Source organism: Burkholderia sp. LS-044, from assembly GCF_004803625.1.
GTDB lineage: Bacteria > Pseudomonadota > Gammaproteobacteria > Burkholderiales > Burkholderiaceae > Burkholderia > Burkholderia cepacia.
The window spans coordinates 92,761-105,300 of record NZ_SSWO01000007.1 but is presented as its reverse complement, the minus strand read 5'-3'; the positions used below and the strand labels follow the sequence as shown (position 1 = coordinate 105,300).

Below are 12,540 nucleotides of genomic sequence, written 5' to 3'. Positions count from 1 at the left end.
AACGCCTCCGATGCAGCCAACGACGCGCATGACATGGCGACCTTCGCACCGGCCGCACGGCCCCCGCGCATCGCATTCAAAGCTTGCGCGCGATACAGATGACCGTCAGGCCGGCGACGCGATTGAAGCGAAACATCGGCAACTCGATCCGGCAGATCGTCTTGAGCAAGCCGTTGACGAACGGATGGTGACGGCGCAATTGCGACGCCGGCTCGCGCGGATGCCGACGCGCCCGCTCCCCCAGCCGCAGCGCTGCCGCAAGCGGAAACGTGAGGCCGAAATAATAGGCGCCGTGCTCGACGTCGAGCCCCGCGCGGCGCACCACGTCCTCGAGACTGCCGAGCGTATATCGGCGCTTGTGCTCGAGAAAATCGTCATGGCCGCTCCAGAGGAACTGGAACGCGGGAACCGTGATCAGGAACCGGCTTCCGGAAGGCGCGCCCGCCACATAACGTGCGAGTAAACCGACGTCGTCGTCGACATGCTCGAGCACGTCCATCAGCAACACGAGATCGGCATCGAATCGTTCGACGGAGCGCCGAAAGTGGATGGGCTTTCCGGCCGCCTCCGCGTCGGTATCGTCGGCGTAGCTCGTATCGACACACCACGCCTCCGACGCCTGCGTACGCTCGAGCAAGTGCTTCGAGAAGAAGCCGGAGCCTGCACCGACATCGAGTATCCGGTTCGCGCCCGATGCACCCAGGAACCGGCGGATCGCACTCGCCTTCGACGCGTAGTACCAGTGATCGCCCACGCCCGCACCCAGTACGTCGACTTCCTTGAGATCCATGACGCTTCCCCGTGATGGCTACTTGTGCTTTGGTCGATACAGCCACTGTCGCCGATCTTACCTCGCCGCTGCCACCGATCCTACCCGTCGACGACGCACATCCGCTATCGGTATCCCGCATTCCGCCCTAATCGAAAAGGACGATGGCCGGTTCGCCGCAAATCGCTACCGTGCGCTTACCCGGCGCGAGACCGATGCGCGCGGGCCATCCGTCCGACTGCATGCCGATCGATCCGGCCCGCCCCGGCTTTGCCGCGTCGCGTGCGAGACACGAGGCGGCGTCGGTCGCCACCGCGGTCGCGACCGCTTGCAACCTTCTTCGACAAAGGACATTGAATGCATCAGAAAAACGAAATTTCCCGTCGACATTTTCTCCGGCTGGGTGCCGGCACGATAGGTGCGGCGCTCGGGAGCGCGTCATTTTTGTCGGCATGCGGAGGCGACTCGATTTCGGTCGCGCCGGTCGCGACGCCGCGGCTGGGTTCCGCATCGAATTTTCGCGACACGGCCGGGCCGGACGGAACCGGCTATGTAACGACGAGCGGCGCGAAGATGAAGAAAGGCGTGATCTATCGGTCATCCGCGCTCGCGTTATCCGCCGCCGACATCGCCACCGTCGGCACGCTCGACATCAGGCAGGTCTGCGACCTGCGCACGCCCGCCGAGATCAAGACACAACCGGATGCGCCGCTGGCCGGTGCCACATGGCAAAACCTCAACGTGCTCGGAGCCGCCAGCATCACCCCGATCCCGACGACCGGCGCCACCGCAACAGCGTTCATGTCGAGCATGTATCGTGCGTTCGTCACGTCGGACTCCGCGCATGCCAGCTATCGTGCACTCTTCACCGGCTTCGCTGCCTCCGGCGAGAACCTGGTGTTCCACTGCACGGCCGGCAAGGACCGCACCGGCTGGGCCACCGCCATTCTGCACACGATCCTCGGCATCTCCGGGCAGACGATACTCGCCGACTACCTGTTGACCAACGCCTACAGCGCGTCGGAAATCTCCGCCTCGATCGCCCAGGCACAAAAAGCCGGCGGGCAAAATGCGGCAGACATGATGACCGCGCTGCAGGGCGCGCACGCCGACTATCTGCAGGCGGCATTCGATCAGGTCACCGCGTCGTACGGCTCGATGGCGTCGTATATCGCGAACGGCCTGCAACTCGACCAGGCAACGCTGAACGCCATCCGGCAGCACATGCTGGCCTGATCCACCCGCGGGCCGCTTCGACGGGGCCGGGTCGCATCTGCGCTTCGATCGCAGCGGCCGCTGCACCTCGTATCCGGCGGAACCCTTACCAGCCAAGGCCTGGGCGGGTTTTCCCGGTTACAACGAAAGCCGCCTGAGGCGGGCCGTGAGAACCAAACGACCGTTTGATCCGCGCGCCCGACCACCCCGAATCCGTTGTCCCGCAGCACGCTGGCCCACTCTGCCCGGGCGCCCGTTGTTTGGTAACGCCGCTCTAGCGTGCTATGCCACACTGCACGGCATCGACGCTCGCGCCGTGTAGTGCCGCGCACCGCCGTCGATCACGACAAGACATGGAGACAGACGATGCGGAATGCGGTCCGGCGCGGCCATCGCTCGCCTTTGGCAATTTTCGACTGGATTTCCGGCCCGCAACGCGCGGCCCGGCCTATTTCGCCCGGAACATCCCGCGTGTTCGGCTGCGGCATGCTGGCGCTCGCGCTGCTTTGTGCCGGTTGCGCGGAATCGTCGGCGCAGCGTGACGGCAACACGTCGGTCGCGTCGACGAAGATCGAACGCACCAAGGCCGAGCGGCTCGCCCGCGAGCAGCAGCTCGCACGTACCGTGCCGTCGCTCGCATCGATCAGCCTGACGCAACCGCGCCCGTTCACGCTGCGCGACTCGGGCCAGAACGGCGCGATGACGTTCCTGCGCGACGTCGATTTCCGTATCGTCAACAATCTCGGCTTCTTCATCCATCAGTTGTCCGCCACGCTGGTGCCGACGCAGGCCGGCGCGCCGATCGTGTTCGACGATCCGACGAGTTTCGAGATCGACGTGCATGAAGGCACGGTCACGCTCGACAACGCGAAGCTGACCGCGCTCTTCAACACCTACATCTTCGGCTACCGCAACGCGCCGCTGCGCAAGCTCGCCGTGTCGGCCGGCGACGGCGTGATTCACCTCCAAGGCGAGATGCAGCGCGACGGCTGGGTGCCGTTCTCGCTGACCGGCACGCTCGCGATCCGCGACGGCAGCCAGCTCGTGTTCCATCCGACGGGGGTGCGCGTTTCGGGCATCAACGCGCAGCCGGTGATGCGCGCGGCCAACGTGAAAATGGCCGACTTGCTGAAAGTCCAGACGCCGATCGCGCAACTCGCCGGCGACGATCTCGTGATGTCGGTCGACAAGCTGATGCCGCCGCCGCGCCTGAAACTCACGATCACCACGGTGCGCGTGACACCAGCCGGCCTCGACCTGAAGCTCGACGACGGCACGCACGCCGGCTTCGCGATGCCTGCGAATGCGCCCCAGCAAGCCATGTACATTCGAGGCGGCGACGTGAAGTTCATGCGCTCGATGCCGATGAACGCGGACATCCTGATCGGCCCGGTCGATCCGGCGAAGCGCGACCAGACTTTCGTGTTCGATCTGTATCACTATCGCGACCAGGTGTCGGCCGGCTACTTTAATTTCGACGAAAGCGGTGCGATGGCGATCCGGATGCCTTCGTACACGGGCCCGGCCAGCGGCGCGCTGCTCGGCAACGCGGCCGCGCGCCTGAACGACAGCTTCCTCGCCGCGCAGCAGACTGCGCTGCGTGACATACGCCAGCACTGGGAAGCCTACGCACTCGCGGCGAACGCCACGCACCCCGGCATGCAGAAGGTCGCCATGCGGCGCACGTCGACCACGCCGTTCAACGAGCGGCACGTGTCGAACCGCAACCCGACGATCCATCTGCGCAACGTCGATTTCAACCTGTCCGGGGATATCGGCTTTCACGTCGAGGATCTCGACGTGGAACTCGTATCGAAGCGGCCCGGCGAACCCGTCGATCTCGACGACCCGAACCAGTACGACATCCGGATTCTCGGCGGCACGGTCGTCGAGTCGTGGAAGGCGATGTCCGCGCTCTTCAACGACTATCTGCTCGACTACTCGCCGCGCTCGCTCAACGACCTGCAGCTGAGCGCGGACGGCACGAACCTGCGTGTCCAGGGCGGCATCAAGCTGTGGAACCATGTGCCCGGCGTCTGGCTGCCGACCGACATGAAGGGCTCGCTGTCCGTGCTCGACGACCGGCATCTCGCGTTCAAGCCATCCCAGGTGTCGGTGCTCGGGATTCCGCAGGCGAAGCTGCTGCGTTCGCTCGGCATCGAGCTCGCTTCGCTGACGCCGTTGCAGCGTCGCGGCGCGGAACTGCGCGGCGACACGCTCGTGCTCGACCAGTACACCGTGTTCCCGCCCCCCGTGCTGAACGGCAAGCTCGGCCAGGCAACGGTCGAGCGCGACGGGCTGCGCCTCACGTTCAGGCGTCTGGCGGGCTCGCCTGCGCCGCAACGGCCGCAGATCGATGCGCCGAGCTACATGTGGATGGAAGGCGGCGACATGAAGATGTTCAACGTGCTCGAACTGAACGTGCGCGCGCTGATCAGGAATTCGGCCGAGGCCGGCCCGATGCGTTTCGACCTGTACGGCTACCGCAGCCAGGTCGCGCAAGGTTCCGTGCGGATGCTGCCGGACGGCACGCTGGTCGTCGACATGGGCCAAAAGAATCCGCTCGCATCGCGTTGATGTGCATGCGCGACGCGCAGCAAAAAGCCCGGTGGCGCGTCGCCAACCGGGCTTTTCATTTCATGCTTCGCGTTTCGCACTCAGTCGTGCTTCAGTCCATCGATCACGTCGAGCAGCGCCTGCCGCAATGCAATTACGTCGACGGTTGCGCCCGGCTTGCCCGGTGTGCGCGCATCGGCGGCCTGGGCCTCCGGCTCGACGGGTGCCGGCGCGGCCCGCTCGCCGCCCGGTGAATCGAGCCGGTTGCGCGCGCCGTTGATCGTGAATCCCTGCTCGTACAACAACTCGCGAATCCGCCGGATCAGCAGCACTTCATGGTGCTGGTAATACCGACGATTGCCACGCCGCTTCACCGGCCGCAGTTGAGTAAATTCCTGTTCCCAATAACGCAGCACATGCGGCTTGACCCCGCACAGCTCGCTGACTTCACCGATCGTGAAGTAGCGCTTCGCGGGAATCGGAGGCAAGACGACTTTCTCAACCGTAGTGGTCATCGTCGGTTAACCGTCGGTAAAGGGTGCGCGGCGGCCGCGCGGGGACGTCAGCGCCCGGGGGCTTACTCCGCGCCGTTTTCGACCAGCGCCTTCAGCTTCTGGCTCGCGTGGAAGGTTACCACCCGGCGGGCCGCGATCGGAATCGCCTCGCCCGTCTTCGGATTGCGGCCCGGACGCTGCGGCTTGTCGCGCAGCTGGAAATTACCGAACCCCGACAGCTTGACGCTTTCGCCGTTTTCGAGCGCGTCGCGAATCACCTCGAAAAACGCCTCGACCATGTCCTTCGCTTCACGCTTGTTCAGCCCGACGCTGTCGAACAGCAACTCCGCCAGTTCCGCTTTCGTCAGCGTGGGCGTCTCGGTGGACGCCGGCGCCGAAGCATCGCGGTTCATGGCGCTGCGTTGCGCCGTCAGGAGGGCTTCGAATTCACTCGAGGTCATGTCGTTCATATCTGCCATACAGCGCGTTAAATCAAAACTTACGATCGGAAAAGGCCGCCCGCGAGCGGGCGGACCTCCTCCTTAGCCGCGCAGGCGCGCACCGGCGCGAGCCATCCGCTCGACCAGCGCCTGGATCGCCTGATCGACGACCTCGTCCTGTAGCGTGCCAGCCGCGTCCTGCAGCGTCACGCGGAAGGCAAGGCTCTTCTCGTGCGCAGCAAGGCCACCGGAAGTATTTGATTTTGCACGAAATTCGTCGAAGAGTACAACCTTCTGAACGAATCGGCAGGCCTCTTCGGCAAGCGCCTTCTTCATTTCGTCGAAAAGTGCCTGAACCTCGACCGCCTGATCGACGACAACGGCGATATCGCGACGAACCGGCGGGAATTTCGACACCTCGGTCGGCGTGGGCAACGCACGCGCAATCAGCGCGTCCGCGTCGATTTCGAACATCACCGGAGCGTGCGGCAGCTCGTACTTCTGCATCAGGCGCGGGTGCAACTCGCCGATCCAGCCAACCGCACGGCCGTCGACTTCGATTCGCGCGCTGCGCCCCGGATGGAGGGCCGGATGCTCCGCCTTCACGAAGCGTGCGGCTGCCGGCGCGAGCAGCGCCTCGAGATCGCCCTTCACGTCGAAGAAATCGACCGCACGGGTCGCCACGCCCCACTGCTCGTCGAGCACCGGGCCATAGGCAAGCGCACCGACGCGCTTCGGCTGCACGTAGCCCTCGACCGTCAGCTCGCCGGCCTTCGCCGACGCATCGGCGAGGAACACACGGCCAGCCTCGAACACGCGCACGCGATCTGCACGGCGGTTCAGGTTGTGGCGCAGCACGGAAATCAGGCTGCCGAACAGCGTCGTGCGCATCACCGAGAGCTGGCTCGCGATCGGGTTCAGCAGGCGGATCGGCTGGTCGTTGCCCGCGAAATCCTGCTCCCACTCCGCATCGACGAAGCTGAAGTTGACGGTTTCCGCGTAGTCGCGCGCGGCGAGCGCGTGACGGACATCGTGGATCGAACGCCGCGTCTCGTTGGTCGCGCGCATTTCGCTCGTCGCGACCGGCGGACGCGCCGGGATCTTCTCGAAGCCGTAGATCCGCGCGACCTCCTCGATCAGGTCTTCCTCGATCTCGATGTCGAAGCGATGCGACGGCGGCGTGACGAGGAACGCGTCCTCTTCACGCTCGAACGGCAGGCCGAGGCGCGTGAAGATGCTGGCGATCTCGTCGGCGCCGATCTGCACGCCGATGATGCGGTTCGCGCGCGACACGCGCATCTTCACCGGCGCGCGCTGCGGCAGGTTCACGGACTGATCGTCGACCGGGCCGGCCTTGCCGCCGCAGATCTCGAGGATCAGCTGCGTGATGCGCTCGACGTGCTCGACGGTCGTCGCGTAATCGACGCCGCGCTCGAAGCGATGGGCAGCATCGGTCGAGAAGTTGTACTTGCGCGCGCGGCCGCGGATGCTGTCCGGCCACCAGAACGCGGCTTCCAGGTAGATGTTGGTCGTATCGAGCGTGACGGCCGTGCTGTCGCCGCCCATGATGCCGGCCAGGCTTTCGACCTGGCGGTCATCCGAAATGACGCCGACCGTTTCGTCGAGTTCGACCGTGTTGCCGTTGAGCAGCTTCAGCGATTCGCCGCGCTTGCCCCAGCGCACCTCGATGCCACCGTGGATCTTGTCGAGATCGAACACGTGCGACGGGCGGCCGAGCTCGAACATCACGTAGTTCGAGATGTCGACGAGCGCCGACACGCTGCGCTGGCCGGAGCGCTCGAGGCGCTCGATCATCCACTGCGGGGTCTTCGCACGCGCGTTCACGCCGCGGATCACGCGACCCGAGAAGCGACCGCACAGATCGGGGGCGGCAATGCGCACCGGCAGCGTTTCGTCGAGTTCGACGCGCACCGGGCGGATATCGACCGGCGTCAGCGGCGCACCGGTGATCGCGGCCGTCTCGCGCGCAATGCCGAACACGGACAGGCAGTCGGCCTTGTTCGGCGTCAGCTTGATTTCGAAGATCGTGTCGTCGAGATTGAGCGTCTCGCGGATGTCCTGGCCGACCGGCGTATCTTCCGGCAGCACCAGCAGGCCGCTGTGATCCTCGGACAGCTTCAGTTCACGTGCCGAGCACAGCATCCCCTGGCTCTCCACGCCGCGCAGCTTCGACAGCTTGATCGCGAACGGCTTGCCACCCTCTTCCGCCGGCGGCAGTTCCGCGCCGACCAGCGCGACCGGCACCTTGATGCCGGGCGCGACGTTCGGTGCGCCGCAGACGATATTCAGCGTCGCGCCGGTGCCGGCATCGACCTGGCAGACATTGAGCTTGTCCGCATCCGGATGCTTGACGACTTCGAGCACGCGGCCGACGACGATCTTCGACGTCGGCGGCGCAGCCTTGCTCAGCGATTCGACTTCGAGCCCCGCCATCGTCAGCGCGTGCGACAGTTCGTCGGTCGTCAGCTGCGGGTCGACAAAGGTTCTCAACCAGGATTCAGGGAATTGCATGGATGTCTACGTTCGAAACAGGTTAGATCGACGCCCGGGCCCCGCCGGATCGTCCGTCGGGGCGTGCACGGGCACAGGTCGGCGCGGCGCGCGGCGTTACGCGAACTGGCGCAGGAAACGCAGGTCGTTCTCGAAGAACAGCCGGAGATCCTGGACGCCGTAGCGCAGCATCGTCAGGCGCTCGAGGCCGCTGCCGAACGCGAAGCCGATGTAGCGCTCGGGATCGAGGCCCATGTTGCGAATCACGGTCGGATGCACCTGCCCCGAACCGGAAATCTCGAGCCACTTGCCGGCGTTCTTGCCTTGCTCGAACATCATGTCGATCTCGGCCGACGGTTCCGTGAACGGGAAATACGACGGACGGAAGCGCACGAGGATGTCGTCGCGCTCGAAGAATTTTTTCAGGAAGTCGGTATAGACGCCCTTGAGATCGGCAAAGCTGATGTTTTCGTCGATCCACAGCCCCTCGACCTGATTGAACATCGGCGAGTGGGTCGCATCGCTGTCGACGCGATACGTGCGGCCCGGCGCGATCACCTTGATCGGCGGACGGTTCATGCGCGCGTAACGCACCTGCATCGGGCTCGTGTGCGTGCGCAGCAGCAGCTGGCGGCCGTCGGCATCCTTGCCTTCGACGTAGAAGGTGTCCTGCATCGAACGCGCCGGATGGTTCTCCGGGCTGTTCAGCGATGTGAAGTTGTACCAGTCGGTCTCGATTTCGGGGCCGTCTGCCACATCGAAGCCGATCGAGCCGAAAATCTGTTCGACACGCTCCCACGTGCGCATCACGGGGTGCAGGCTGCCTGCACCGGCGCCGCGGCCCGGCAACGTCACGTCGATCGACTCGGCGGCGAGGCGCTGGTTCAGCAGCGCGTCGGCCAGTGCCTGACGGCGTGCGGTCAGCGCGGCTTCAACCTGCTGCTTCGCGACGTTGATGCGTGCGCCTTCGGTCTTGCGTGCTTCGGGATCGAGCTTGCCGAGGCCCTTCAGCAACTCGGTCAGCGCACCCGATTTGCCGAGAAATCGTGCTTTCTCGTTTTCGAGCGTGGTGATGTCGGCAGCCTGTTCGAAGGACTGCTGCGCGTCGGCGACAATCTGGTCCAGATCCATAGATCCCATCATTTCCAACGTCATTCGGTCTTGGCGAGCGAAATCGCACACCAAACAAAAAAGGGGCTCGGAAGAGCCCCGTTTTCGCTGCAGCGGCCGAAACTACCGGAGCATCGCTGCAACTAACCACGCAGTGCTAATTTCGCAATTAGGCTGCAACGGCGGCTTTCACCTGCTTGACGATCGCAGCAAAAGCAGCCTTATCGAACACCGCCATGTCAGCCAGCACCTTACGGTCGAGTTCGATCGACGCCTTCTTCAGGCCGTTGATGAACACGCTGTAGGTCATGTCGTGCTGACGAACCGCCGCGTTGATACGCGTAATCCACAGTGCGCGGAACACACGCTTCTTGTTGCGACGATCGCGATATGCGTACTGACCAGCGCGCATCACCGCCTGCTTGGCGATGCGGTAGACGTTATTGCGGCGACCGCGATAACCCTTGGCCAGGTTGATGATCTTCTTGTGGCGGGCCCGTGCGGTTACCCCACGTTTGACTCGAGGCATGTTTCTCTCCTTAGAGTATCGATTGAGGGGTTACGCGAACGGCAGCATCGCGCGGACGGAGTTCAGATCGGAATCATGAACTGCCGTTGCGCCGCGCAGGTGGCGCTTGTTCTTCGTGGTTTTCTTGGTCAGGATGTGACGCTTGAAGGCTTGACCGCGCTTGACGGTACCGCCCGGACGCACCACGAAGCGCTTTGCAGCGCTCTTCTTGGTCTTCATCTTAGGCATGACGAACAACTCCAGTTTATTAGATGGCGATGGGTGTGCGGTTGGCTTGCGCCCTTGACCCGCCCTTCGAAACCCAGTCCACTTGTGTACGGCGAACCGCTTGCGCAGCCGCCGTCATTGCTGGCACGTTGCCCTGACCGGGCAACGCGCCGAACCACTGCGAACCTGCGCGCAAAGCGCGCGGGCCCGTTACTTCTTTTTCTTCGGCGAGAGCACCATGATCATCTGGCGCCCTTCCATCTTCGGCATCTGCTCGACCTGGCCGACTTCCTCGAGATCCGTGCGCAGACGCTCAAGCATCCGCATACCGATTTCCTGGTGAGCCATTTCGCGACCGCGGAAACGCAACGTGATCTTCGTCTTGTCGCCTTCTTCGAGGAAGCGCACGAGATTGCGGAGCTTGACGTTGTAATCCCCGTCATCGGTACCCGGGCGGAACTTGACTTCCTTGACCTGGATGACCTTCTGCTTCAGCTTCGCTTCGTGCTGCTTCTTCGATTCCTGGTACTTGAACTTGCCGTAATCCATCAGACGGCAAACCGGGGGAACCGCTTGCGGCGCGATTTCCACCAGGTCAACATCCAGTTCTTCCGATTTACGGAAAGCATCAGCGAGTTTTACGATACCGAGCGGTTCGTTCTCGATCCCGACCAGACGCACTTCCGGCGCAGTGATTTCACCGTTGATGCGATGCGACGACTTATCAGTAGCGATGTTACGTTTCCTCTAAAAATTAAAAAAACGAGCCGCGCTGCCAGGGCGGTTACTTGAACGAGCGCAGGTCTTCCTGCAGACGCTCAACGAAGGCTTCGACCGGCATCACGCCAAGATCGACGCCGCCACGGGCACGCACGGCTACCGTTTGCGCATCACGCTCCTTATCACCCACGACGAGGAGATAAGGCACCTTTTCCAGCGTGTGCTCGCGTATTTTATAGCTAATCTTCTCATTGCGCAAATCGGCCGTCACTCTAACCCCTTGTTTTTGCAACGATTGGGTCAGAGATTGCGCATATTCGGCCTGACTTTCGGCAATATTGAGCACAACTGCCTGGAACGGCGCGAGCCAGGCAGGCATTGCACCAGCATGGTGCTCGATCAAAATGCCGAGGAAACGCTCCATCGAACCGACGATCGCACGGTGCAACATCACCGGCCGGCGACGGCTGCTGTCGTCGGCAACATACTCGGCGCCGAGGCGTTCCGGCAGCACCATGTCGAGCTGCAGCGTACCGCACTGCCACGAACGGCCGAGCGCATCCTTGATGTGGTACTCGATCTTCGGACCGTAGAACGCGCCTTCACCCGGCAATTCTTCCCACGTCAGACCGCAGGCGGTCAGTGCGTCGCGCAGGCCCTGCTCGGCACGATCCCACGTCTCGTCCGTGCCCGCACGCTGATCCGGGCGCAGCGACAGCTTGATGTCGATGTGATCGAAACCGAAGTCCTTGTACACGCTCATCGCCAGCGTATTGAACGCGATCGATTCCGAGATGAACTGGTCTTCCGTACAGAAGATGTGCGCATCGTCCTGCACGAAGCCGCGCACGCGCATCAGGCCGTGCAGCGCGCCCGACGCCTCGTTGCGGTGGCACGAACCGAATTCCGCGTAGCGCAGCGGCAGGTCGCGATACGAGCGCAAACCGTGCTTGAACACCTGGACGTGACCCGGGCAGTTCATCGGCTTGATCGCGTAGTCGCGCTTCTCCGACTCCGTCGTGAACATGTTCTCGCGGTAGTTCTGCCAGTGGCCCGACGCCTCCCACAGCGAGCGGTCCATGATCATCGGCGTCTTGATCTCGAGGTAGCCGGCTTCGTTCACGCGGCGGCGCATGTACTGCTCGACCTGCTGCCACAGCGCCCAGCCCTTCGGATGCCAGAACACCATGCCCGGCGATTCTTCCTGCATGTGGAACAGGTCGAGCTGCTTGCCGAGCTTGCGGTGGTCACGCTTTTCCGCTTCCTCGAGCATGTGCAGGTACTGGTCCTGGTCTTCCTTCTTCGTCCAGGCCGTGCCGTAGATGCGCTGCAGCTGCTCGTTCTTCGAATCGCCGCGCCAGTACGCGCCCGCGACCTTCATCAGCTTGAAGACCTTCAGCTTGCCCGTCGACGGCACGTGCGGGCCTCGGCACAGATCGGTAAAGCCGCCGTGCGAATACAGCTTGATTTCGTCGCTCTGCGGAATCGATTCGATGATCTCGGCCTTGTACTTCTCGCCGATGCTGCGGAAGTAGCCCGCCGCTTCGTCGCGCGACACGACACGGCGTGTCACGGGCTCGTCCTTCTTCGCGAGCTCCTGCATGCGCTTTTCGATCTTCTCCAGATCTTCAGGCGTAAACGGACGGTTGTACGAGAAGTCGTAATAGAAGCCGTTGTCGATCACCGGGCCGATCGTCACCTGCGCGTCCGGATACAGTTCCTTCACCGCGTATGCGAGCAAGTGCGCCGTCGAGTGGCGAATGATGTCGAGGCCGTCGGCATCCTTGTCGGTCACGATCGCGAGCGACGCGTCGCGGTCGATCACGGCCGACGTATCGACGAGCTCGCCATCGAGCTTGCCACCAAGCGCAGCCTTCGCAAGGCCGGGACCGATCGAGGCTGCAACCTCGGCAACTGTCACCGGATGCTCGTATTGTCGAACTGAGCCGTCAGGCAAGCGTATCGAAACCATAGCAATCTCCGTGATGC

At 63.4% G+C, this 12,540-nt stretch carries 11 protein-coding genes; 2 read left to right on the top strand and 9 right to left on the bottom strand.

Translation table 11 applies throughout. The annotated features are described in order from the left end of the window. Positions 1-76 precede the first annotated feature (76 nt). A complete protein-coding gene (locus E9536_RS19545; RefSeq protein WP_027787698.1) occupies positions 77-790 on the bottom strand; it encodes a methyltransferase domain-containing protein in 714 nt (237 codons plus the stop codon). A gap of 423 nt (positions 791-1,213) precedes the next feature. Here E9536_RS19545 and E9536_RS19540 point away from each other — a divergent pair, with 423 nt between their 5' ends. Together E9536_RS19540 and E9536_RS19535 are read left to right on the top strand one after the other, a co-directional pair. Beyond that, positions 1,214-2,005, top strand: a complete 792-nt coding sequence (locus E9536_RS19540) for a tyrosine-protein phosphatase (protein WP_247873469.1) — start codon at positions 1,214-1,216, stop codon at positions 2,003-2,005. A gap of 345 nt (positions 2,006-2,350) precedes the next feature. Next, positions 2,351-4,561: a hypothetical protein gene (locus tag E9536_RS19535; RefSeq protein WP_136470421.1), complete on the top strand. Its 2,211-nt coding sequence runs from the start codon at positions 2,351-2,353 to the stop codon at positions 4,559-4,561. An 80-nt stretch (positions 4,562-4,641) separates the two neighbouring features. Here the strand turns inward: E9536_RS19535 and E9536_RS19530 are convergent, their stop codons facing one another. The 8 genes from E9536_RS19530 to thrS all read right to left on the bottom strand — a co-directional run bounded on the left by E9536_RS19530 (position 4,642) and on the right by thrS (position 12,523). Further along, entirely contained in the window at positions 4,642-5,055 is a 414-nt protein-coding gene (locus tag E9536_RS19530) for a MerR family transcriptional regulator (protein ID WP_027787702.1), read from the bottom strand. Positions 5,056-5,117: 62 nt separating this feature from the next. Then, a complete protein-coding gene (locus tag E9536_RS19525; protein ID WP_006486093.1) occupies positions 5,118-5,504 on the bottom strand; it encodes an integration host factor subunit alpha in 387 nt (128 codons plus the stop codon). 72 nt (positions 5,505-5,576) lie between these two features. Next, positions 5,577-8,006 carry a phenylalanine--tRNA ligase subunit beta gene (gene pheT / locus E9536_RS19520; RefSeq protein WP_136470420.1) on the bottom strand — a complete coding sequence of 810 codons (2,430 nt, stop codon included), beginning with the start codon at positions 8,004-8,006 and terminating at the stop codon, positions 5,577-5,579. A gap of 96 nt (positions 8,007-8,102) precedes the next feature. Further along, on the bottom strand, positions 8,103-9,116 hold the full coding sequence (pheS, locus tag E9536_RS19515) for a phenylalanine--tRNA ligase subunit alpha (RefSeq protein ID WP_021162419.1): 1,014 nt from the start codon (positions 9,114-9,116) through the stop codon (positions 8,103-8,105). A 148-nt stretch (positions 9,117-9,264) separates the two neighbouring features. Beyond that, the gene (gene rplT / locus E9536_RS19510; RefSeq protein WP_004192938.1) at positions 9,265-9,624 is read right to left on the bottom strand and encodes a 50S ribosomal protein L20; all 360 of its coding nucleotides are present in this window, start codon (positions 9,622-9,624) and stop codon (positions 9,265-9,267) included. Between the two features lie 30 nt (positions 9,625-9,654). Further along, positions 9,655-9,852, bottom strand: a complete 198-nt coding sequence (rpmI, locus tag E9536_RS19505; RefSeq protein ID WP_004191477.1) for a 50S ribosomal protein L35 — start codon at positions 9,850-9,852, stop codon at positions 9,655-9,657. Between the two features lie 189 nt (positions 9,853-10,041). Next, positions 10,042-10,566 carry a translation initiation factor IF-3 gene (gene infC / locus E9536_RS19500; RefSeq protein ID WP_071734130.1) on the bottom strand — a complete coding sequence of 175 codons (525 nt, stop codon included), beginning with the start codon at positions 10,564-10,566 and terminating at the stop codon, positions 10,042-10,044. Positions 10,567-10,615: 49 nt separating this feature from the next. Next, on the bottom strand, positions 10,616-12,523 hold the full coding sequence (thrS, locus tag E9536_RS19495) for a threonine--tRNA ligase (RefSeq protein ID WP_060358201.1): 1,908 nt from the start codon (positions 12,521-12,523) through the stop codon (positions 10,616-10,618). Positions 12,524-12,540 lie beyond the last annotated feature (17 nt).

Bases quoted from the DNA above. Each gene is read 5' to 3' on its own strand.
- E9536_RS19545 (WP_027787698.1), bottom strand. From the start codon at position 790: ATGGATCTCAAGGAAGTCGACGTACTGGGTGCGGGCGTGGGCGATCAC.
- E9536_RS19535 (WP_136470421.1), top strand. From the start codon at position 2,351: ATGCGGAATGCGGTCCGGCGCGGCCATCGCTCGCCTTTGGCAATTTTC.
- E9536_RS19530 (WP_027787702.1), bottom strand. From the start codon at position 5,055: ATGACCACTACGGTTGAGAAAGTCGTCTTGCCTCCGATTCCCGCGAAG.
- E9536_RS19525 (WP_006486093.1), bottom strand. From the start codon at position 5,504: ATGAACGACATGACCTCGAGTGAATTCGAAGCCCTCCTGACGGCGCAA.
- pheT (WP_136470420.1), bottom strand. From the start codon at position 8,006: ATGCAATTCCCTGAATCCTGGTTGAGAACCTTTGTCGACCCGCAGCTG.
- pheS (WP_021162419.1), bottom strand. From the start codon at position 9,116: ATGGATCTGGACCAGATTGTCGCCGACGCGCAGCAGTCCTTCGAACAG.
- rplT (WP_004192938.1), bottom strand. From the start codon at position 9,624: ATGCCTCGAGTCAAACGTGGGGTAACCGCACGGGCCCGCCACAAGAAG.
- rpmI (WP_004191477.1), bottom strand. From the start codon at position 9,852: ATGCCTAAGATGAAGACCAAGAAGAGCGCTGCAAAGCGCTTCGTGGTG.
- thrS (WP_060358201.1), bottom strand. From the start codon at position 12,523: ATGGTTTCGATACGCTTGCCTGACGGCTCAGTTCGACAATACGAGCAT.